Annotated in this window: 18 protein-coding genes and 2 pseudogenes; 17 read left to right on the top strand and 3 right to left on the bottom strand. The window is 48.9% G+C overall.

Translation table 11 applies throughout. The features are described 5' to 3' along the window. The first annotated feature begins 103 nt into the window (after nt 1-103). The 6 genes from PHH59_RS12305 to PHH59_RS12280 all read left to right on the top strand — a co-directional run bounded on the left by PHH59_RS12305 (nt 104) and on the right by PHH59_RS12280 (nt 8,513). Entirely contained in the window at nt 104-553 is a 450-nt protein-coding gene (locus tag PHH59_RS12305) for a hypothetical protein (RefSeq protein ID WP_300016418.1), read from the top strand. Nucleotides 554-827: 274 nt separating this feature from the next. Further along, nucleotides 828-2,015 carry a trypsin-like serine protease gene (locus tag PHH59_RS12300; RefSeq protein ID WP_300016415.1) on the top strand — a complete coding sequence of 396 codons (1,188 nt, stop codon included), beginning with the start codon at nt 828-830 and terminating at the stop codon, nt 2,013-2,015. A gap of 415 nt (nt 2,016-2,430) precedes the next feature. Next, the gene (locus PHH59_RS12295; protein WP_300016412.1) at nt 2,431-5,256 is read left to right on the top strand and encodes a 2-oxoglutarate dehydrogenase E1 component; all 2,826 of its coding nucleotides are present in this window, start codon (nt 2,431-2,433) and stop codon (nt 5,254-5,256) included. Nucleotide 5,257: 1 nt separating this feature from the next. After that, nucleotides 5,258-6,502 carry a 2-oxoglutarate dehydrogenase complex dihydrolipoyllysine-residue succinyltransferase gene (gene odhB / locus PHH59_RS12290; protein WP_300016409.1) on the top strand — a complete coding sequence of 415 codons (1,245 nt, stop codon included), beginning with the start codon at nt 5,258-5,260 and terminating at the stop codon, nt 6,500-6,502. A gap of 4 nt (nt 6,503-6,506) precedes the next feature. Next, complete coding sequence (gene lpdA / locus PHH59_RS12285) at nt 6,507-7,946, top strand: dihydrolipoyl dehydrogenase (RefSeq protein ID WP_300016406.1); 1,440 nt, start codon at nt 6,507-6,509, stop codon at nt 7,944-7,946. A gap of 27 nt (nt 7,947-7,973) precedes the next feature. Further along, complete coding sequence (locus PHH59_RS12280; RefSeq protein ID WP_300016403.1) at nt 7,974-8,513, top strand: methylated-DNA--[protein]-cysteine S-methyltransferase; 540 nt, start codon at nt 7,974-7,976, stop codon at nt 8,511-8,513. Here the strand turns inward: PHH59_RS12280 and glgX are convergent. Further along, nucleotides 8,510-10,597, bottom strand: a complete 2,088-nt coding sequence (gene glgX / locus PHH59_RS12275; RefSeq protein ID WP_300016400.1) for a glycogen debranching protein GlgX — start codon at nt 10,595-10,597, stop codon at nt 8,510-8,512. The genes PHH59_RS12280 and glgX overlap by 4 nt on opposite strands. Before the next feature lie 434 nt (nt 10,598-11,031). Here glgX and PHH59_RS12270 point away from each other — a divergent pair. The 6 genes and pseudogenes from PHH59_RS12270 to PHH59_RS12245 form a co-directional block, all read left to right on the top strand. Further along, nucleotides 11,032-11,289 (top strand): annotated as a pseudogene (locus PHH59_RS12270) (response regulator); the annotation flags it as partial. Between the two features lie 42 nt (nt 11,290-11,331). Next, nucleotides 11,332-11,964 carry an Hpt domain-containing protein gene (locus PHH59_RS12265; RefSeq protein WP_300016397.1) on the top strand — a complete coding sequence of 211 codons (633 nt, stop codon included), beginning with the start codon at nt 11,332-11,334 and terminating at the stop codon, nt 11,962-11,964. A 265-nt stretch (nt 11,965-12,229) separates the two neighbouring features. After that, nucleotides 12,230-12,778 carry a hypothetical protein gene (locus tag PHH59_RS12260; protein WP_300016394.1) on the top strand — a complete coding sequence of 183 codons (549 nt, stop codon included), beginning with the start codon at nt 12,230-12,232 and terminating at the stop codon, nt 12,776-12,778. 22 nt (nt 12,779-12,800) lie between these two features. Next, a complete protein-coding gene (locus tag PHH59_RS12255) occupies nt 12,801-13,094 on the top strand; it encodes an HPr-rel-A system PqqD family peptide chaperone (protein ID WP_300016391.1) in 294 nt (97 codons plus the stop codon). Between the two features lie 2 nt (nt 13,095-13,096). Beyond that, nucleotides 13,097-14,002, top strand: a complete 906-nt coding sequence (locus tag PHH59_RS12250; protein ID WP_300016388.1) for an HprK-related kinase A — start codon at nt 13,097-13,099, stop codon at nt 14,000-14,002. Next, entirely contained in the window at nt 13,999-15,093 is a 1,095-nt protein-coding gene (locus PHH59_RS12245) for a nucleotidyltransferase family protein (protein WP_300016385.1), read from the top strand. Before PHH59_RS12250 ends, PHH59_RS12245 begins: the two co-directional genes overlap by 4 nt. Nucleotides 15,094-15,235: 142 nt before the next feature. Here the strand turns inward: PHH59_RS12245 and PHH59_RS12240 are convergent. Continuing rightward, nucleotides 15,236-15,361, bottom strand: a pseudogene (locus tag PHH59_RS12240) (transposase); the annotation flags it as partial. 79 nt (nt 15,362-15,440) lie between these two features. Here PHH59_RS12240 and PHH59_RS12235 point away from each other — a divergent pair. From PHH59_RS12235 to PHH59_RS12215, 5 genes are all read left to right on the top strand, one after another. Beyond that, nucleotides 15,441-15,884, top strand: a complete 444-nt coding sequence (locus PHH59_RS12235; protein WP_300016382.1) for a hypothetical protein — start codon at nt 15,441-15,443, stop codon at nt 15,882-15,884. Nucleotides 15,885-16,218: 334 nt separating this feature from the next. Next, nucleotides 16,219-17,415, top strand: coding sequence for a TolC family protein (locus PHH59_RS12230; protein ID WP_300016466.1), 1,197 nt, complete (start codon nt 16,219-16,221; stop codon nt 17,413-17,415). Next, a complete protein-coding gene (locus PHH59_RS12225) occupies nt 17,412-18,674 on the top strand; it encodes an efflux RND transporter periplasmic adaptor subunit (protein ID WP_300016379.1) in 1,263 nt (420 codons plus the stop codon). The genes PHH59_RS12230 and PHH59_RS12225 overlap by 4 nt, the downstream gene beginning before the upstream one ends. Continuing rightward, nucleotides 18,674-21,769 carry a CusA/CzcA family heavy metal efflux RND transporter gene (locus tag PHH59_RS12220; RefSeq protein WP_300016376.1) on the top strand — a complete coding sequence of 1,032 codons (3,096 nt, stop codon included), beginning with the start codon at nt 18,674-18,676 and terminating at the stop codon, nt 21,767-21,769. The genes PHH59_RS12225 and PHH59_RS12220 overlap by 1 nt, the downstream gene beginning before the upstream one ends. Further along, entirely contained in the window at nt 21,766-22,071 is a 306-nt protein-coding gene (locus PHH59_RS12215; RefSeq protein WP_300016373.1) for a DUF3240 family protein, read from the top strand. Before PHH59_RS12220 ends, PHH59_RS12215 begins: the two co-directional genes overlap by 4 nt. A gap of 69 nt (nt 22,072-22,140) precedes the next feature. On the opposite strand, the gene PHH59_RS12210 is transcribed toward PHH59_RS12215, so the two are convergent. Beyond that, entirely contained in the window at nt 22,141-23,262 is a 1,122-nt protein-coding gene (locus PHH59_RS12210; protein WP_300016370.1) for a right-handed parallel beta-helix repeat-containing protein, read from the bottom strand. Between the last annotated feature and the right edge of the window lie 93 nt (nt 23,263-23,355).

The following is a 23,355-nucleotide window of genomic DNA, read 5'->3' as shown; positions in this document are numbered from 1 at the left end:
GCTAAAACCGCAGATGCGATGACATATACAGGCTATCGTAAATCTTTTATACTCACAACCGTATGTATATCAAATTGAGAGCTTTTTTATTATCGGATGACCCATGGATTCACTGAATTACCAAAAAATTTTCAGGGGGCTATTAGCAATCGGTATTCTAATCATCATCTTATTGCCGCATCTGGTGTTTGAGTTGCTGACCGAGCTGTTTCATTTATTATTTGAGTGGCTTTATGAACTCGGTGACATTCTATTTGAATGGGTGGAAATTACGCTTGACACCGTCATCGAGATGATTTTTGAAACGGATTTGCATGACACCCAGATCATTGTTTTCTACATCCTCATGTCCATATTGGGTTTCGGTATCTATCGGCTGTGTTTATTGATACCTGGCGTCTATCGACGCATCCACAATAAACTCCTGGCTTTCTATCTTTACCATAAAACCGGTCTCACCGTTTATTGGCACGGACTCTCTTTGCTCAACAAAATTAAATTGATTGCAATGGTTCTTAGCATTAGCTACCTATATATTTTCTTTTCTTTTTAACCTGCCTACACAAGCATCCGCTCCCGATGCAGAAAAAATAACTTTAAATTCAATACAATAAGACAACATAAATTGTTTTTATGGTATTTTTCACATTTTCTGCATGTTAATATTTCACAGCATATCCGCCGCTTTGGTGCTATTGTTTACCTGCGGTTGAAATTGATGTATCCGCACGAATAAATCACTCTCCACACTCAAAGCAGGTTGATGAATGTCGGTTTTCGGCCCGCATTCTCACCAAACTTATTTAATCACTGCGAGGAATTATGTTATGAAACTAAAATCACTTTCCCTGTTGCCAGTTGCAGGATTCTTATGCACCGCGATCAGTTTTGCGGTTGCCACAGATGCCGTAGCGGGTGAGCCTGTTGTCCAACAAAACGGTGCTGCCACTACCATTACTGTTCCTGCCCAAGGCCCTCAAAGCTCAAACATTGATTTTGCCAACGCAATCCCAATGCCGCTTCCTAAAAACACCCTAGGCCCAGTTGCCCCTACAGCAGATGCAGCACCTACATTCCCTGGTGTCCCTGGATTTGTACCCGGCGGAACTGGAGATGGCAAACAAACACCAACAACGGTACCTGTATCCAATTTCATTGAAGATGAAACAGGAGTCAGTCCTCAAGAGTTTGGTTCATTCAACCATCCCTACACTACCTCAGAAGTCAACGTATTTGGTAACCAAACCTCTAAGTTTTACCCTTACAGAGCGACAGGCAAGCTTTATTTCAATATTAACGGTGGCACTTATGTCTGTTCCGCCTCGTTAATCGCTCCAGGCATACTGGTCACCGCGGCCCATTGTGTGGCCGGTTTCGGTACCAACAGCTTTTATACCGGCTGGACGTTCGTGCCTGCTAAGAACGGCGCAGCAGCTCCTTACGGTACTTGGGGTTGGTCATCCGCTACGGTTATGACTTCTTATATCAAGGGCACTGATTCTTGCGCCCAATCCGGCGTTATTTGCCAAAATGATGTTGCGTTGATCAGGCTCGCACCGCAATATAGTAGAAGAGGTGTTGCGTACTACGCGGGCAATAAAACTGGCTGGTATGGTTTTGGCTATAATGGCTACAGCTATACTTCTTTTGCCGGCCTGACCGCCGCGCAAATTTCGCAATTAGGTTATCCGCAAGCAATCGATAGCGGTAACTTTATGCAAAGAACCGACTCCTTGGGTTATGTCAATGGCAGCCTTTCCAACAACACCGTGATTGGCTCACTGCAAACTGGCGGTTCCAGCGGCGGCCCTTGGTTGGTCAACTTAGGCATGACACCATCGCTTAGCGGTACAAACTTCGGTTCAGCGGCTGTCCATAATATTGTTGTCGGTGTCACCAGTTGGGGCTACATCAGCGATTTACCAAAAGAACAAGGCGCCAGCCCTTTCACTAGCGGTAACATATTGTTTTTGTATAACCTCTACTGCTCAGTGGCGACAAATCCAGGTTGTTAATTAATTAAGGGCTTGGTTATTGATAACTTCCCAAAATTTAGATCTGGCAGGTTTCCAACACCCGCCAGGAAAACATCAAGGGAAGTTGTTTTTTAGCAAAACCTTTAGCAAAATCTTGAGATGTTTAGCTATCTGCCGGGTTTTTAAAATCCGGCAGATAGCACTTCAAGTAACTGAAATCCTAGATTATCCGCAGCCACACCCTGCACGTCCCCGCCGCTACCCAACTGGCTAGAAACATCCTTGCAAGGCTTTGGAAACCATTCCAATACCGTCTAAAAAAACTCCGGTTCGGCTATTACTTGCCTTTCCTGTTAAAATAGCCCATATTTTAACCACGCCAGCACCCAACGCCCCAAGCAAGCTTTTCTACCGTGATAACAACACCCGTCCAGAACATATCGGATTCACTCTCATGAGTACATTACTTAAACTTTTTCAAGATTCCTCTTCTTTGTATGGCAGCAATGCCAATTTTATTGAAGATATGTACGAACGCTTTCTGGAAGATCCTGATTCCATTGAGCCGAGTTGGCAACGGCATTTCAAGACCCTGCATCGCAACACCGATTTTGAAACACCGCACAGCCCCATTGTCGAACGTTTCGCCCAACTGGCGGTTAAATCCCCCAATCGACTGGCACAAATCCAGGGTTTTACCGAAGAAAGTGTCAAAAAACAATCGGCAGTCGCCAGGCTCATCAATCATTACCGCGTCCGTGGACATCAGATTGCCAACAATAATCCGCTAGGCAAAACAGCACCACCCCCATTGGATATGGACTTATCCTATTACGGGCTTTCAGAACCGGATATGGACACCTTGTTCGACACGGGTTCTTTATACGGAGTGGATCGTCTGCCGCTACGGGATATTATCGCCAACTTAAAAGCAATTTACTGTGGCAGTATCGGCTCAGAATATATGCACATAGACGATACGCATATCAGACGCTGGTTGATCAACCGTTTGGAAAGCACCAAATCCCAGCTCATCCTGGATGCCGAAAAAAAACGCTGGACGCTAAAATTATTGACGGCGGCGGAAGGCATAGAAAGCCATTTGCAAAACAAATTCGTCGGCCAGAAACGGTTTTCACTGGAAGGCGGCGAATCGCTGATTCCGATCCTGGATGAATTGATCCAGCGCTCCGGCGAAAAAGGCGTGAAAGAAATCGTCATAGGCATGGCGCATCGTGGCCGCCTAAATGTGCTAGTGAATATCCTAGGCAAAAGCCCCGCCAGTTTATTTGAAGAATTTGCCGGCAACTACACCTTAACACCCGGCATGCGTTCCGGTGACGTGAAATATCACATGGGCTTTTCATCCAATATCGAGACTCCAGGCGGAGCCGTGCATCTGGCTTTGGCTTTCAACCCCTCGCATCTGGAAATCATTAATCCTGTTGTTGAAGGTTCGGTGAAAGCCCGCCAAGACCGTGCCGGCAAAGAAGGCCAAGGCACGGTGATTCCGGTGCTGATCCACGGCGACGCGGCGTTTGCGGGCCAAGGTATCGTCATGGAAACCTTGAATATGTCGCAAACCCGTGCCTTTTCAACAGGCGGTACTATCCACATCGTCATCAACAACCAAATCGGTTTTACCACCAGCAACCCGCAAGACGCCCGTTCGACACCTTATTGCACCGATGTGGCCCGGATGATCCAGGCCCCGGTATTCCATGTCAACGGCGACGATCCCGAGGCGGTGCTGTTCGTCACCCAACTGGCGGTCGATTTCCGTATGTCCTTTAATAAGGACGTCGTCATTGACTTGATTTGTTACCGCCGTTTAGGACACAACGAAGCGGACGAACCGGCGGCAACGCAACCGTTGATGTACAAAAAAATCCGCAAACACAAAACCACCCGCAAGCTTTATGCGGAAAAGCTCATCGGCGAAGGCGTACTCAGCAATGTTGAAGTCCAGGAGATAGCGCAAAATTACCAAAACCTGCTGGAAGCGGGTGAAATTGTTTCCAGGCCGGTATTGGACACCAGCAGTTACTCATACGCAACACAATGGAACCAGTTTCTTAATAAACAATGGGATATGCCCTGCCAGACGGCGGTGTCTCTGGATAGGCTACGTTTTTGTAACGATAGGATGCAGCGTTTGCCGGCGGGTTTTGAACTGCACCCGCGCGTCGCAAAAGTCATGGAGAACCGCCGCAAAATGGCGGCGGGCGCAATGCCTTTGGACTGGGGATTTGCCGAAAATATGGCTTATGCGACGCTATTGATGGAAAAACACAATATTCGCTTGATCGGACAAGATGTCGGACGCGGTACGTTTGTGCATCGCCATGCCGTGCTGCATAACCAAATAAATTATAAAACCCATACGCCGCTCAAGCATTTGGATAAAGACCAAGGACGTGCACAAATTTTTGACTCGCTGTTGTCCGAAGCCGGTGTCTTAGGTTTTGAATACGGCTACAGCACCACTACACCGAATACCTTGGTCATCTGGGAAGCGCAATTTGGTGACTTTGCCAACGGCGCGCAAGTGCTGGTCGACCAGTTCATCAGCTCAGGCGAAACCAAATGGGGACGTTTATGCGGGCTGGTGATGCTGTTGCCGCACGGTTTTGAAGGCCAAGGCCCTGAACATTCCTCGGCGCGGCTGGAACGTTACCTGCAACTGTGCGCCGAACACAATATGCAAGTATGTTATCCGACCACACCCGCACAAATTTTCCATTTATTACGGCGGCAATTGTTGCGTCCTTATCGCAAGCCATTGATAGTCATGAGCCCTAAAAGCCTATTGCGCCATAAACTGGCAGTGTCCACGCTGGAAGATTTGACCAAGGGGCAATTCCAACCGATTATTGGCGAGCAGGAAGCTGTTGCCCCTAAAAAAATCACCCGTTTAGTTTTGTGTGCGGGTAAAGTTTATTACGATTTGCTGGAAACGCGCCGCGAAACGGATCTTAAACATGTCGCAATTGCGCGTATCGAACAACTTTATCCTTTCCCGCTGGACGCATTCAAGGCCGAAATCGCCCGATACCCGCATTTGCAGGAATTTGTCTGGTGCCAGGAAGAACCTAAAAACCAGGGGGCTTGGTATAATTCCAGCCACCATTTTATCGACAATCTACCCGCCTCCATCAAAGTCTCTTACGCAGGCCGTGAACCCTCGGCATCCCCCGCTGTCGGAAATTTTCGCGTCCACATAGAACAACAAAAAGCCGTCGTCCAGACCGCCCTTTACGGAAAACCTTCAGGAAAATAACATGAGCATTGAAGTCCTAGTCCCCAACTTACCCGAATCCGTCGCTGATGCCACTTTGATCAGTTGGCACAAAAAAGTCGGCGATTCCGTCAACAAAAATGAAAATCTGGTTGATCTGGAAACCGATAAGGTTGTCTTGGAAGTCACCGCCCCTGAAGCGGGTGTCATCAGCGAATTATTGAAAGAAGATGGTGCGATAGTCACTGGCGGCGAGTTATTGGCACGGATCAGCACCAGCCAGACAGTTGTTGCCGAACAAGCAGCCCCCACTATTGCCGATGAGTCCAAAGCTAGCGCGATTCCGTTAAGCCCGTCGGTACGGCGGTTAATCAGCGAAAACACCTTGGATCCTGCCCAAATTACCGGAACCGGAAAAAGCGGGCGTTTGACCAAGACCGATGTGCTGGATCATTTGCATAAACAAACACCGGCGGCGGTAAGCCCACCGCCCGCACCGGCCCCCGTCCCTGCCGTAGCCGTCGCACCCAGCGCACCAGCAGCCACCCACACCGAAATGGCGGCCACGCCGCCCACCGCCTCCAATCTGCGCCCTGAACAGCGTGTCGCGATGACCCGTTTGCGGGCCAAAGTCGCCGAGCGTTTGTTGCAAGCCCAGCAAAATGCAGCAATGTTGACCACCTTCAACGAAGTCAATATGCAAAATGTCATCGACTTGCGTAACCAATACAAGACTCGTTTTGAAGAAAAACATAAAGTCAAACTGGGCTTTATGTCATTTTTTGTCAAAGCTTCCGTCGAAGCCTTGAAAAAATTCCCTGCCATCAACGCATCCATCGACGGGAACGACATCATCTATCACGGCTATTATGATCTAGGCATCGCCGTCAGCACACCGCGCGGCTTGATTGTCCCTGTCCTGCATGATGTCGACCAACTGGATTTTGCGGGCATTGAAAAAAGCATCGTTGATTATGGCGAAAAAGCCCGTGCCGGCACCTTAAGCTATGACGACCTGAAAGGCGGCACTTTCACCATCACCAACGGCGGCGTGTTTGGCTCGATGCTGTCAACGCCCATTTTGAACCCGCCGCAATGCGCGATCTTAGGGATGCACGCCATTAAAGAACGTGCCGTTGTTGAAAACGGCCAGATTGTCATCCGCCCGATCATGTATCTGGCCTTGTCTTACGACCACCGCTTAGTCGATGGCCGTGAAGCGGTACAATTTTTAGTGACCATCAAAGAATGCCTGGAAGCTCCCGCCCATCTACTGCTGAATATTTAATCCTATGTCAAAACTATCCCCGATTTATGATGTCATTGTCGTCGGTGCTGGCCCTGCGGGTTATTCCAGTGCCATCCGCTGTGCCCAGCTCGGTTTGAAAACCGCTTGTATTGATAACTGGCGTAATAAACAGGGACAGCGTATTTTGGGAGGCGCACACCTGAATTCTGGCTGCGTTGCGTCGATCACGCTACTCGAATCAGCAAAGCTGTACCATTCGCTTAACCATGATTTAAAAAAACAAGGCATCCATGCCGAAAATATCAGCGTTGATATAGCCGCGTTGATTGACCATAAAGACAAGGTGATTGACGCGCTCGGACACAGGATCACCGAGCTTTTTAAGCATCACAAGATTGACAGCATCCATGCCACCGCCCAATTAAGCAATGCCAGGCAAATACGCATCAGCCCCGTAGACGGTTCGGAAGCGTCCTTTGTTGAAGCCAAGCACATCGTTCTGGCGACTGGCTCATCGCCGACGCAATTACCTTACGCCAAAGTCGATAACGACACTATCATCGATTCCTTCGCCGCCTTGAATATGACCACCCTGCCTAAAAAACTGGCGATTATCGGTGCGGGCGTAATCGGCCTGGAACTCGCCAGTATTTGGAGCCGGCTGGGCTGCGAAACCATCCTGCTGGAAGCGCAAGAAACCTTTTTATCGCTACCTGACCAGCAAATTTCGCGGGAAGCTTACCGAATTTATAGCCAGCAAGGCTTGGATTTGCGTTTGGGCGCACGGGTGACATCTGCCAAAAAAGCCGGCAAAAAAGTGGTGGTTGAATATCAAGACCAGGAAGGTTTGCACAATTTGCGTGTCGATAAGTTGATCGTCGCCTCCGGCCGCAAACCGAACACCGAGAACCTCGCTGCACCGGAAGCCAATTTGTTGCTGGATGAAAACGGCTATGTGCATGTCGATGAGAACTGCCGCACGAACCTACCAGGTGTCTATGCGATTGGCGACCTGAACCTGCTAGGCCCGATGCTGGCACATAAAGGTATAGAAGAAGGCGTGTTTGTCGCCGAACAAATCGCTGGCCGCCACGCCAGCATCCACTATGACACCTTGCCTAGCGTCATCTATACCGACCCTGAAATCGCCTGGGTCGGCCAAACCGAGCAAGCATTGCGGGCGATGGGCGAACCCATCAAAATCGGTGTTTTCCCGTTCAATGCAACGGCACGCGCCCATACTTGCGGCAAGGCCGAAGGCATGGTCAAACTGATCGCCCATGCCGACAACGACATGTTATTAGGCGTACATATCATCGGCACACACGCTTCGGAACTGATCGCCGAAGCGGTGTTGGCGATGGAATTTTCTGCCAGTAGCGAAGATTTTGCCCGAACCATCCACGCCCATCCCACCCGCTCGGAAGCTTTCCACGAAGCGGCGCTGGCGATTAAGAAAAAACCTTTGCATGTGCCGGGTTGAAGCCGTTTTTTAGCGCGATTGTTCCCTATGGACAGCTTCCCTGCCAATGCCGTTAATCCGGCCATCCGTTTTATTATCGGCCAATGCCCTTTAGGTTTTGTCCTGGTCGCCATGAGCGGACGCGGCATCAGTTTTATCGGCATGGGCGACGATGCCAATACCTTAAGCTGCGGCTTGTTGGATAAATTTCCCCAGGCCCAGTGGGATGGGGAAGATAGCGGACTTGTCCACTCACTAGCCCAGGTGATCGAAAAAATTGAAAAACCCAATCTAGAATCCGATTTGCCGCTCGATATTCAAGGCACCCTGTTCCAACAACGGGTATGGCTGGCCCTGCGGGAAATTCCGGTAGGGACAACAGTCAGTTACAGCCAGCTCGCCGGACATATCGGCTCACCCAAAGCCGTCCGCGCGGTGGCTGGCGCGTGTGCCGCAAACAAACTGGCGGTGATGATCCCCTGCCATCGGGTTGTCGGCAAAGACGGCAGCTTGTCTGGCTACCGTTGGGGGATAGGGCGCAAAGCCGAATTGTTGCGGCGGGAAAAAATTAACCCAGGTCAGGCCTAGTGGTTTTCAAACACCACGACACTGCGCCCAGCCACTTGATAACTGGATTTATGGGCGCGCTTTTGGTCTTTTGGATGCACAATATCGCGTGGCGGCGGCAACGAGGTATCTACCGCCAAACACCAATACCTGCCTTTCATGGTAGGCAGCGTAATCATCACGGGTTCATGATCCATATTCATGACGATATGTAAATCGGCTTCATGAATATCAACGCCAACCAAGGTATATCTCAACAAACGCGCCCCTGGATCGTCCCAACAAGGCACTTCGTCGGCATTTGACCAATGCCAGCTAATATCCGGCAACTGCCTTTCGCCACTGGGTTTGCCGGTTAAAAAATGGCGGCGCATGATCGATGGATGACGTTTACGCAAGGCGATCATGTTTTGCACAAAATTCACCATATCCGCATTGTGTTTTGCCAAATTCCAGTCCAACCAAGACAATTCATTGTCCTGGCAGTAGCCATTGTTATTGCCATGTTGACTGTTTAAAAATTCATCACCGGCCAGCAACATAGGCACACCTTGGCTCAATAATAAAATAGCCAAGGCGTTTTTAGCCTGTTTTCGACGTAAAGCCAAAATGGCGGGATCCTGGGTTTCACCTTCAAAACCGCAATTATAGCTAAGGTTATTATTACAGCCATCTTGGCTATTTTCGCCGTTAGCTTCATTGTGCTTGTGGTTGTAACTGAGCAAATCATGCAACGTGAAACCATCGTGGCAGGTGACAAAATTGATGCTGCTGATTGGCAACCGGCCATGCGGTTCATACAAATCACTACTGCCACAAACCCGCGTAGCCAGTTCTTGGATCAACCCTTTATCGCCACGGATAAAACGGCGGACAATATCACGGTAACGCCCATTCCATTCGCCCCAGCGGTAGCCCGGGAAACTGCCGACCTGATACAAACCGGCGGCATCCCAGGCTTCGGCGATCAATTTGGTTTTCGCCAATTGCTCGGATAATTCTATACCCCACAATACTGGCGGATTATGCAGCACTTCCCCCTGTTCCCCACGCGCCAAGGCACTGGCAAGATCAAAACGGAAACCATCGACATGCATTTCCCGCACCCAGTATTCCAGGCAACTGATAATAAAATTTGCCACTAAGGGATGGTTGGCGTTGACGGTATTGCCACAGCCGGTATAGTCATGAAAAATGCTCTTATCAAATTCATCCAGGTGGTAAAACATATCACCGGAAATGCCTTTAAAATTGATGATCGGCCCACTCGAGCCCGCTTCGGAAGTGTGGTTGAACACCACATCCAGAATAACGCCTATCCCTGCCTTATGCAAAGCCTTCACCAGATCACGGAATTCATGGATATGCGTGGCCTGCTCCGGTGTCACACAAAATCCTGGATGCGGGCTGAAAAAACTGTGGGTGCTGTAGCCCCAGTAATTTTTCAAACCCAATTCCGCCGTGTGTTGCGGCACGTCCTGCTCATCAAACGCCATCACCGGCAAGAGTTCGACATGACTGATGCCCAATTCCTTAAGATAAGGAATTTTTTCTATCAAACCCGCAAAAGTCCCTGGATATTTGACGTGGGCTGACGGATGGCGGGTAAAACCGCCGACATGCAGTTCATAAACTATCGCTTTTTCACTGCTGATACGCAGCGATGTATCGCCTTCCCAATCATAGTCAAGATCAACCACCGCAGCCCGCATTGCCACTTGGCAATTATCACCAGGCACACAAGCGGCGGCCCGATTCCAGCGTTTATGGCTGACCGCCCGCGCCCAGGGATCGAGCAATTTCTTTTCTTTATCAAACCGCAGGCCGGATTGCCGGGGTTCATAAGGTCCGTCCATCCGCCAGGAATACCAAGTCCCTATAGGCAAATCTTTGACAAACACATGCCACGAAAAAAACGTGCGGTTTTTTTCTTTACGCAATTGGATGATTTGAAAAGGATGTTCGCTATCTGACGAATCAAACAGAAACAACTCCACCGCCGTTGCGTGGCGGCTAAAAATGGAAAAATTAACCCCACCCACCGTCGGGTTGCAACCTGGCGGATATGGGTTGCCATGTTTTAATTTATATTCAAGCTTGTGCATATTTTATTTGTTCCATCCTGTATTAATTTTCCCCTAAGTTCTTGCCCTAGTTTTATAATAGGCCATTCAATAAAATTGTTAAGTGTTTCATCAGCGCTGGCCCAAAAAACGTGGGCGGAGCATTCCAGGTTCAACGCAAGCATTTATGAAACAAAAAATGTAACGGAAATATTTTTGTAAAAAAATCACGGATAGTGAATTAGTTCACTGTGTTCTGTATTTTGATTGGGTATCATTGTAGCCGTTTATGGTGAATTAACTAACCCTTGATTTTTTATGGATTGCTGCAAGCAAACATCCATAGCCCATAAACGGATGGCATTGCTCGACCAACTCATTATTGAGAAATAACGGCTGACCGCCAAAAATAAATAGGATAAGACCAGGACGCAAAAAATGACACCCCATCCAGATGAACTGCCGACCTCGCCGAAAATGGCGCGGAAACCTTGGCTAAAGCCGAACAAAACCAATACGATCTAATACTGATGGACATACAAATGCCGGTTATGGATGGCTTGGAAGCGACCTGTGCAATCCGCGCCTTGCCCGGCTACCAATCAGTCCCCATTCTGGCAATGACGGCAAATGCCTTTGACGAAAACCGCCAAGACTGTCTCAATGCCGGCATGAACGCCCACATTGCCAAACCCGTCGATCCCGAAAAATTGTTTGCCGCCTTGCAAAAATGACCGCCATCTGCACATCCGCCCTTAACACGAGCAATCACCGTAATGCCAAACCCAACATCAGAGCATCCTCCCCTCAAACAATCTCTATACGAAATCCCCGGATTCAACACAAACACCGGATTGAATGCCACCGGCAATCATGTAGGCAAACTTGTTTCCTTTTTGCACATGTTCATCGAACATCACCAACATGACATGCAAACCTTGCGTACTTGCCTATCGACCGGGGATTGGGCGAAGGCCAAACATTTAGCCCACAGTCTTAAAGGCGCGTCAGGGACATTGGGTTTGATCCAGTTATATGCCTTGTCGGGCGAGCTGAACCAGGCTATCCGCGAACAACAAAGTGTTGAAGCCCTAATGCCGTTCATTGAGGCGTTCGAACAACAATGGCGAACCTTTACCGAAGCCATCAATGCCTTGCCAATCCAAACAACCCCAGCCAACATACCGCTAAGGACGCAAAATTTAAACGATATTGCCGGGCAATTGCTCAACTTGCTTGACAAAGGTGACCTGCAAGCCAGAACTTTAATGCTAGACCCGGAACCATTGCTGCGTTCCGCTTGGGGCAATAAAGTCGATACATTAAAGCAGCAAATCAATGCTTTTAGCTTTGAACAAGCCCTAGATACCCTGAGGAAAATAATCGTCGAAACATCGCCGCCAACGTAATTCGTTAGCCTTTTTTAGCCATTTATTGATGCTAAACAAAAATTTCAACACCGCATACTGGCAGCAAAGACGGCAAGGAAAATATCAGTGGAATATCGGATTAATGCTTACAATGAGTGGACGAGTCCTGTCATCACCGCTATACTTTGCAGAATATTGAGTAATATCGACATAACTCAGAGTACAGTGCAATAAAGAACAATCTGCCTTTTTAATCCCGTAAACAAGCGTTTTTTAGGATATGTACTTTCCCAGGTGAGCTATCATGAATAATCAAAAATTAGAGAATCAATGCAAGGAAAAAGTCGATGTAAGCAAAAGACGTCGCTTTTTACAAAAAGCAGGTGTTGTTGCTCCCGTAATTTTAACGTTTACGAGTCCGAGCGTTTTTGGTGAATCTGTTTTGTGCGCTTCACAAGTCGCCTCTGGTAATCTATCCCGTCCCATCACCCCAAATTGCCAGTCAGGCCCTATAAGCCCAGCCTCACTTGCACCTTCCAAGACTTCTTCGCTTGTTCTTGCCGATTCTTCTTCGAAAATCTCCAACTTCCCTACTATTGGTGACTATAATCAAGACACGGTTTTTAACAGCGTATTTCAAAGAAGCACAAACAGCCATAGTTTTGGCGAAATCATAGAGCAAAGCACCGAATCACGCGAATCCGTATATATCGCCGCTTTTTTGAATGCCCAAGCCTCAAACAGCTATGTATTAAAGCCAATACAAGTTATCGAATTATATGACAACCCTTCGGGCCGCCCTGCGGGTTACTCAAGTGATACGGATTTTTTGCGTTCGACTTTCTCCCGGTAATCTTTAACTCATCCCGCCTGACGTGTTTAAAAACTATACCGTCGCCTTGCCTAAAAACGCTGGCATCAGTTGCTATTTTGCATCAGATGAATGTGTTGTCTATCATGAATTAAGCGGTAAAACTCATTTACTTGATGAAATGGGTGGTTTTTTGTATAAAGCCATTTTAGAACATTGCCTTACCCGCCCCCAATTATTGGCGCATTGCGTAGCCACCTTTGAATTGCCAGTAGATTTTGACTTAGAAGCCTACTTGGATAAGCTAATCTTTGACTATGAAAATCTCGGATTAATTGAAGTGATGGAAAACTATTAGTCGTGAAGCTATCGACATTTTCAAAAAAAGCCATAATCGAATCCCTAAACAGTGATGGCCTAGCGTTGAAGATAGGCTTGTTCAATGTAAAACTATCCTCGCCTATTACCGCTGTTGCCGAACATTTAATTTGCCTGTACGGTGCTTTTGATACTTTACATGCAGAAGATTTTATTGATTTTAATGTGGCAATCGAGGCGCCCTTATCAATACGCCGCTATCTTCGCCCTCAAGTGAATTTTTCTTTAGATGGATTTATTCCGTTTAAACCTTTGCCGTATGCACAAGCCGCCGCTTTTTTTGAATGGGGCCTTAATTGGTGCATTTCCGGCAATTCCAACCAATTCCTTATTATCCATGCGGCTGTCGTGGAACTTAATAAGCAAGCATTTATTTTCCCTGGCGCACCCGGCAGTGGCAAAAGCACACTCAGTGCCGCTATGGTTTGCCGTGGCTGGCGCTTGCTATCCGATGAATTGACCTTGCTATGTGTCGCTGATGGCTTAATTTACCCAGTACCCCGTCCCATCAGCCTAAAAAACCAATCACTTGACATCATAAGCCAATTCTCCCCCGACGCGGTAATCGGGTCTATTGTCCATGACACCTTAAAAGGCAGCGTCGGACACATGCGTCCGCCTGACAATAGTGTCGATTTCAGTGCAATTCCTGCCCAACCCGCCAAAGTGATTTTTCCTAAATTCAAGCTGGGGGCAAATACTGGGCTTATCCCCTTGTCAAAAGGAAAAACACTGCTCAAATTGGCAGAAAATTGTCTCAATTATTCAGTATTAGGCTTAGATGGGTTTAATGCCTTAGGACAATTATGCGATGCAAGTGATTGCTACGATTTTAGCTACAGCGACCTTGATGAAGCCGTCGCCTTATTTACGGAACTAGCGGTTTGAACGGATCAAGTATCCCTTTGTTAAACGCGGTTTTTATTGACCCGGAAATTGCGCTTAGTTTGGATTTGCCGCAATGGAGCTTATTGATCAGGCAAGCGAGGGGAGCCAATGTCTTGCCACGTCTCGGCCATTTTTTTGAGGCTGCTGGATTATTGGGACAAATCCCAGCCAAAGCCTTGGCGCACATCCAATCCAGCCTTATTTTTGCAAGACGTTTTGAGCGTTCTTTGCAATGGGAAATTACTTGCATTGAAGCCGCATTAAAACCGCTAGACATACCGCTGGTTTTTTTAAAGGGCTCTGCCTATTATGTCGCCGGAAATATCGCCGCCCAAGGACGGATATTCTCCGATGTGGATATTTTAGTCCCTGAAGCCATATTGCCAGACGTTGAAATCGCGCTGATTAAAGCGGGCTGGATGACCAGCAATTTGGATGCTTACGACCAGAAATATTATCGGCAATGGATGCACGAAATCCCGCCGATGCGCCATCTTCAAAGGCAGACATCCATTGATGTCCATCATAATATTTTACCGAAAACCTACAAATTTAGCCCCGATGCCAAAAAATTGCTGGCAAACATCGTCAACAAACCTGGCACCAATTTCTGGGTATTGGCACCGGAAGACCGCGTGTTACATAGCGCAACCCATCTGTTTCACGGCGGGGAATTTGAGCAAGGCTTTCGGGATTTATCCGACCTAGACCTACTGCTAAAAGAATTTGCCCATCAAGAAAATTTTTGGCTGAAACTCCTGCAACGGGCGGAAGAACTCAAGCAACAAATGGCGTTGTGTTACGCGCTCCGTTATACGCATAAAATCCTCAACACACCGATACCGCCTGAAATAATCAATACCGCCAACAAACAAGGCAACACAGTTTTCAGTTTTACCTTCCTCGACCCACTGTTCCTTCCCGCTTTGCAGCCTTATCATAATAGCTGCAATAGCCCGTGGACCCACACAGCACGCTTTTTGCTGTTCATCCGTTCACACTGGCTGAAAATGCCCCCTAATTTGCTGATCCCCCATTTACTGAAAAAAACCTTAAAACAGTTTGACACTTTTTTAAAAAACCAGCATTGAACACAATGTGTGGCATCAACACGCTTTAATCGCGGATATTGAAGGCAAGCGCAGTCATATACCTCCGGCAAAGCCGGAGGCTTGAAAATATGAACCGCTCAAAGCGGGTTAAAATGTGTGCCGCCTAAAGGGTGGCGGCGTTCTAAAACAGATTCATCTGCTCAATACGCCTGTCCTGTTCTTCCTGATGCTTGATATATTCACGGACGGCCTCCTCATCTTTGCCTATTGTGGATATGCAGTATCCTCTCGCCCAGAAACTTTGGCCTGTAACGCTATCAATTTATATCGCTCCAGCTATATAATGTTCTTTATCCAGATAAGTAACCCTTAGCTAACACCCGCACATGACCCCAATACTCCGTATCAGCTTAGTCACTTTTCTAGTGCTGCTACAATTTGTCTCTCCCTTAGTGCATGCACACGCAGGACATCCTGTTTTTGCGGCGATGGCGGGTAAAGCTGGAAAATTACATATTCCTGGACTGGAAGCGTTAGGTATGGTGGGGGATCACCTGCAAGCTAACAAAGCCACCGGCAGCATCCAGGCAATGGATATGCCCTCGGACGGACTGATAGTGGGTGTCCATAGCGGCATAAAACAAGCGCAACATGACATGTTGCCGGATACCGGTGATTTTTTCCATTTACCCCCACTTTTATCGGTTGCCATTCCGTTTTTTACCGAATTCCAGGTTGGTTTTTCGTCTCGTAACATCGCTTTTAGCTATCGGCTAACCCTCACCGCCCACGCCCCCCGCGCTCCCCCTTCGTCTACGTTTTTTGCCTGAATACTCAAGGCTTGCCAAACAAGCCCTTGCTTCGTTTTTTCGAACGGTTCGCTTTCGCTTGTTATTGAATAGGAATTAATTTTCCGATAAGTTCTTGCCTTAATTTTATAGAAGGAAGATCGTGCAAGAACTTATCGGAAAATTAATATTTGGCTATAACACACCCGTATCGTTTTTTTATTAGGCTAAAACGCGGTTTACACCGCATTGAGATCATTTTATGAATTGTAATTTTCCCCGAAAGCAACACAGGCGTAAGCCGGTCAATTTCCAGTTTGTTTGCTTGGTATTCCCGCTAAGCTTTGCCGCTTCTGTCTGTACAGCGACGGATGGTATGCCCGCCACGCAAGAACGCACCATCATCCCGCACCAGGACCAGATTATCGTCGACCGGCAATTGAGCTTGAGCAAACTGGTGGATCTGACACTGGAAAAATATCCCGACAGCCACTGGCTGGATGCTTTGGAAGAAGAAGCGGCGGCGATTACCCAGCGCAGCCAAAGTTGGATAGCCGGTGCGCCGCAAGCGGGTTTGCGCTATCAGGAAGCAACCAGCGGCACCCTGCATTATATCGACGCCACGGTACAAGTGCCGTTATGGAACCTTGGGCAACGTGAGGCCGGGCGAGAAACCGGTGCAAAAGCCGAAGCCAGTGCCCAATTCCAGACAGTAGCAACCAAATTGCGTATCGCAGGCTTGGTCAGAAGCGCGTTGTGGGACATGTCCCTGCAAAAAATCCGTTACGAACAAGCGCAAGCGGAAATTGCCATTTTTGAACAATTATTAGCAAAGATAAAACGCCGTGTCGAATTGGGTGATTTGCCCCGCGCCGATGAATTGCTGGCACAAACCGAGCTGTTGCAAAAACGCGCCGTGCTGACGATGGCGGAAGCCGAGTTGATGCACTCACGGAAACGCTATACCAGCCTGACCCAAACGACCAAAATGCCCGGGGCATTTCAGGAAAAACTGGTGGCATTGACAGAAATCCAGCAAAACCACCCGGCTTTACAAGCCGTCAACAGCCAGATCGAGCGTAAACAGGCGGAATTGGACATGCTGAAATTGACGGGCTCAGGACAAAGCAATGTCGTGGTCGGTGTCAATAGTGACAGTTTTACTAATGATCCGCGCAGTAATAAAACTGAGAGCTTCAATATTGGTGTCAACGTGCCGTTTGGCGGCAGTGCCCATATCCAGCCGCATATCGCCGCCGTCAATGTCGAATTGAACCGCCTGATTGCCGAACGGGAATTGCTGTACCGCAATCTGGAGCAAGCCCATCATGAGGCCGAGCACAATCTGGAAGTCAACCGCGTGGAATTGGGCATAGCCAATGAACTCAAGCAAGTCGCCGAGCGACATTTAACCATGTCAAACACCGCTTTTTCCGTTGGTGAAATTGATTTGATTGACTTGCTAAAAATTCAATCACGGACCCAACAAGCGATTTTGAACGCCAAAGAACGCGCGGTCATGCTCGAACGCGACCAGGCATTTTATAACCAAGCGGTAGGAGTTATGCCATGATTAAGTTAAGTAGGGTACGCTGCGCGTACCAGACACTCGCCAATAGGTCAAACTTGGGTAATATCCGCCTTGGCACTGTAAACAATGAAAGGGTACGCACAGCGTACCCTAGCTGGTTGCCCCTAGCCACACTGTTGGCAGTATTGCCATTCTATCCCCTACCCGCTTTTGCGTTAGACAACACCATCAAAATCTCCACCGAACACAGCAACAATCTGGGCGTGACCTTAGGCAATCTGGCTCCGGTGACCCAGGTTCCGGTGTTATACGCACCTGCCAAAATTGTCGTGCCACCCACCCAGGAGTATATCGTCAGCGCCTCGCAAGCAGGTTTGGTCATGAAACTGAATGCCGCAATCGGCGATAAGGTCAAGCAAGGCGAGGTCCTGGCTACGGTCAACAGCTCGGACTTGCTGTCCATGCAACGGCTATACCTGAAAGCCTCAAGTGAATTGATGCTGGGGGAAATTGCTTACCTGCGCGATAAAAAACTGTTTGATGAAGGCGTTATCCCGGAACGCCGCTGGCAGGAAACCCACAGCCAATACAACGCCTTGCTTTCGGAAACCAACGAGCATAAACAGTTGCTGGAAATAGCCGGCATGACCAACAATGAAATTGAACAGCTTAAAAAAACCCGCCATTTATCCGGGCTGTTGAACATCCGTTCGCCAATCACCGGGGTGGTCATGGAACGGATGATAGTCGCCGGCGCACGCATCGACAGCCTGACGCCGCTGTACCGCATCGCCAATTTCGATGAACTGTGGCTGGAGATCAATATCCCGCAAGAGCGCATCGGCCAGATCAAAATTGGCGATAAGGTGCTGATGGAAAAACCCGCCACCGAGACGCAAGAATTGGAACAGCGCAAAGCCGCCCAAGCGATACCCGTTACTGCCCATATCACCTTATTAGGGCAATCGGTCAATCCTGAAAACCAAACTATTTTGGTACGCGCCATTATCAAAGGAGCGCAAGCGGATGTCCGTCCGGGCCAGCGCATCAACACGCAAATTATCCAACCGCATAACCGTCCGGTATTCACCGTACCCAACACGGCGATTGCCCAACAAGAAGGCAAGGCGTTTGTGTTTGTGCAAATCCCGGAAGGCTTCCGTGCCATCCCGATTACCGTCATCGGTAAACAAGCGGAAGAAGCCACAATTAGTGGCGAGTTCACCGGCACCGAAACCATCGCCGTCAAAGGCGCTGTCGCCCTTAAAGCCAATTGGTTAGGCTTGGGGAGTGGCGAATAATGGGTAGTTTAATCAGTTTTGCCTTAAGCCAACGGCTGCTGATGCTGATTTTAGTGCTGATGCTCGGCGGTGGTGGCTATTACGCGTTTAACCAGATTCCAATTGATGCGTTTCCCGAAGTATCGCCGACCCAAGTAAAAATCATCGTCAAGGCCCCCGGCATGACCCCTGAGGAAATCGAAGCGCGGATCACCGCACCGATTGAAGTGGAGTTGTTGGGCATCCCCAACCAAACTGTGTTGCGCTCGATAGCCAAATACGCGCTGACCGATATTACCGTCGATTTTAAAGAAGGCACGGACATTTACTGGGCGCGCCAGCAAATCGCCGAACGCTTGAATGGAATTTGGGGGGCCTTGCCCGCCGATATTCAAGGCGGCATTGCGCCGATGACCACACCGCTGGGCGAAATGTTCATGTTCAGCATCGAAGGCGGCGATTTGTCGCTGATGGAACGCCGCGACTTGCTGGATTGGGTTATCCGTCCGGCATTGCGTACCGTATCTGGCGTGGCGGATGTCAACTCGTTAGGCGGACTGGTCAGAAGTTTTGAAGTGATTCCCGACAACACGCGTTTATCGGCGCGGGGCATCAGTACCGAGAAACTGATCCAAACCCTAAAAACCAATAACCGCAACGATGGCGCAGGGCGTTTAAGCGATGGCGAAGAAGCCTTGATCGTCCGTGCCGAAGGCCGCTTGAAAACGCTGGATGATGTGCGCGGCTTGGTCGTGGACAGCAAAAACGGCATTGCGGTAAGGATTGGCGATGTGGCCGAAGTAAAAATCGGCGCGTTGACCCGTTACGGCGCGGTCAGCAAAAATGGCGAAGGCGAATCCGTGACAGGGCTGGTTCTGAGTTTGCGTGGCGCGAATGCGCGGCAAACCATTGTCGGCATTGAAGAAAAACTCGCACAAATCAGCAAGGGCTTCCCCAAAGGCGTGGAGGCGAAAGTGTTTTACAACCGTGGCAATCTGGTCGATAAAGCCGTGGAAACCGTATTACATGCCTTACTGGAAGCGATTGTACTGGTCGTGGTCTTGCTGCTGCTTTTCTTGGGCAATCTACGCGCCGCGATTGTGGTGGCCCTGGCCTTGCCCTTGGCAGCCTTGTTCACGTTCATCCTGATGAATTACATGGGCATGTCCGCCAATTTGATGAGTTTGGGCGGTTTGGCGATTGCTATCGGTATGTTGGTCGATGCCGCCGTGGTCGTGACCGAAAACCTGATCACCCATTTGGCGCATACCCAAACCGCGCAACGCTTGCCGCACCTGCATGTCATCTACCGCGCCACCCGCGAAGTCGCCGCCTCGGTCACGTCGGGCATATTGATCATCATCATCGTGTTTTTGCCCTTACTGACCTTGCAAGGGCTGGAAGGCAAGCTGTTCACCCCCGTCGCCTTAACCATTGTTTTCGCCTTAAGCGGCTCGTTGATTTTGTCATTGACGGTAATTCCGGTCATCGCCTCGTACCTGTTGAAAGAAGTCTCCCATGAAGAACCCTGGTTGCCCAGAAACTTACAGGCGATTTATAAACCCGTCTTGGTTTGGTGCATGGATAACAGCAAAAAGGTTTTTATCGGCGCGGGCGTTTTAATGGCGGCGACGGTGGTGGTATTCATGCAAATCGGCAGCACCTTCATGCCGACGATGGACGAGGGCGACATTATCGTTCAATTGGAGAAACTGCCATCGATCACGCTGGCGCAATCGGTGATGCTGGACGGGCAGGTGCAAAAAAACCTGCTCAAAAACGTCCCTGAAATCGCTACCGTAGTGTCACGGGTAGGCTCTGATGAACTGGGTTTAGATCCGATGGGCCTGAACGAAACCGACACATTTTTGGTGTTAAAACCCAAGGAGCAATGGCATACGCCCGACAAAGACCATCTGATCGAAGACATCCGCAAAGTGATGGAACAAACCCCAGGCATCGCTTTCGGTTTTACCCAACCGATAGAAATGCGCGTTTCGGAAATGCTCACGGGCACACGCGGCGATGTCGCGGTGAAATTGTTCGGGCCGGACTTGCAGGTTTTAAATGAAAAAGCGGTTGCTATCGCCGAGGTGTTGAAGCATATCCAAGGTTCTAGTGACGTGTTCGCCAAACAAAACGCGGGGATGCAATTTCTGCAATTGACCATCAACAAGGCCGCCGCCGGACGTTTGGGACTGGATAGTGACGGCATAGAAACCCTGTTGCGGGCGCAAATCGAGGGGCTGAATTTGGGCATCGTCCAGGAAGGCATCAAACGTACACCATTGATTTTGCGCGGCAACAGCAATACCGCTAACTTCGACAATCTGCAAATCACCTTGCCAAACGGTGGTCATGTACCTGTGACCGAAATCGCGCAATTAAAAAAAGTCGAAGGCGTGGTGGCGATAGGCCGCGAACACGGGCAACGTTTTACCGTCGTGCGCAGCAATGTCCAAGACCGCGATTTGGTGGGTTTTGTTGATGAAGCCCGCAAAGCCGTCGCCGACAAAGTGCCGCTACCGATAGGCTATACGCTGGAATTTGGCGGTCAGTTTGAAAACCAACAACGCGCCGCCGCCACCTTGTCGGTGGTGGTTCCGGTGTCGCTGGGCCTGATTTTTCTACTGCTGTTTTCGACATTTGGCTCGGTGCGCCAGGCCACGTTGGTGTTGTCGAATATTCCGTTGGCGATGGTGGGCGGAGTGTTTGCCTTGTGGGTATCGGGCGAATACCTATCCGTCCCCGCCTCGGTTGGCTTCATCGCTTTGCTGGGGATTGCCGTGCTGAACGGCGTGGTCATGGTCAGTTATTTCAACCAATTACTGGCGACGGGCATGGACATCGCCAAAGTCGTGCTGATCGGCTCGTCACGGCGTTTGCGTCCGGTGCTGATGACCGCGAGCATCGCGGCATTTGGCTTGATCCCTTTGCTGTTCGCCACCGGTCCCGGTTCGGAAATCCAACGTCCGTTGGCAATAGTCGTCATCGGCGGTTTGGTTTCCTCAACGTTTTTGACCCTGTTCTTACTGCCGATATTGTTCAAATTATTTGGCCAGGATAAGGCGGCTATGGTCAACAAAACAGCCAGCAACCATGAGGTAAGCGTATGACCCACACAGAATATTTGCTCACCCTTAACCTATCGCCCAGCCTGGAAGAAGCGGTGGTTGACACCTTGTTAATGCTCGAAGCCGAACATGGTTTCAGCAGCTTTCCCGTCAACGCGCACCATCACGAGAACCAAGGTTTGTCGTTGGCGGAACAAGTCAGCGGGCGGCAGAAGAGGGTTCGTATCCAAATGTATGTCGATACCCAGGGCTTGGTGAAATTATTGAGTCAATTAAAGCAAGAATTTGCCGGTGCGGGGATTCAATATTGGGTGTTGCCGGTGATTGAAAAAGGGGTGATCTAGGTAGGAAAATGGCTAGGAATCTGTGTCTGTTGGATTCCTACGTCCTTCCTACGTTAGGCGTTTACTTTTCTATTTCAGCGGTTTTTGCTGGTTTTCCAAAACAGGTAATTGGGGGTACTCACCCATACGCGCCTCTTGCCTGCTTGAAAACAACCAATTCAAACCATCAATGACCTGTTCGTCTTTAGAGACGATGATATTGCCGACTATTTTAACGGGTACTTGTCCCTCTGGACGGGCATCCAACAAGACGTTATGCCCGTCACGCTCTAAAATGACCACGTTTTTCTCCAAGATAATGGCATTTTGCTGGTGGGTTATGCCCTCCAAACCATAACCTATCGCCGTAGCATTGGCACTTTGGGGGCCTTTTTCCAAAACCGAGTTTTCAATGACCAGTTCACCGCCATTGGACACATCGACCAAACGGCTATCAACAGCGGACAAGGACGCGATGACACAGTTTTTTATCACTGTCTTACTGGCACGGGACTTGATTTCATGACCTTCAGATTTCGAGGCAATAAACCAACTGTGGTCAATCAAAACCTCACCGCCATCAATATAAATGCCATGCGCCCGACCATTTTTGCCGAGTTTTTCAAAACGGCTGTCACTAATGCGCAGGGATTGATTGTTGCTAGATAAAATACCTTGCTCTGAATCATGGAAATAAACATGTTCAACGGTAAGCCCCGCGCCTTCGGAACGGATACACGCGCCATTTTGGTCGGCAACGGCGATGTTTTTGCATTCGATATTGCTGATGGTGATTTGCTTGCCTTTAGTGATAATTGCCGCCTTGCCTTCGGCACTGGCACCATCAAAAACCACACGGCCTGAACCGATAATTTGGACATGGTTGCGGTTGATGACTAAAGGCTCGGTATAAACCCCTTCCCCGATCAACAAGGTTTGGTGGTCTTGCAAGGCGGTGCTGGCAACCGCCAGGGAAGGATAGGTTTTTTCGCCAATCTTGATGCCTTTGCCGGTGCCAGGATAAGTTATCGGCAACGGCTGCCAAAGCCCAAAGTTGACGGCAATGTCTTTATCAAGCTGTTGTTGAATGTCTTTATCAAGCTGTTGTTGTATGCTTGCCTCGTCTTCAAGCACTGGGTTAGGGTTAAAAACCCGTATTATTTTTCTTTCAATTTTTTGTAAATTGCTATAAATTTTTGATTTATCGGGCAAATCAATTCCAAAAGCTAGAGGGCTTGCTGTTAAAAAGCACAGCAAGAAACAAATCGCCAACTGTTTAGAAAAATTAATCGGCTCAGAATTAGG

The organism is Methylovulum sp., assembly GCF_028687615.1.
GTDB lineage: Bacteria > Pseudomonadota > Gammaproteobacteria > Methylococcales > Methylomonadaceae > Methylovulum.
The sequence above is the reverse complement of the archived record's forward strand: the minus strand, read 5'-3'. Positions and strand labels throughout refer to the sequence as shown.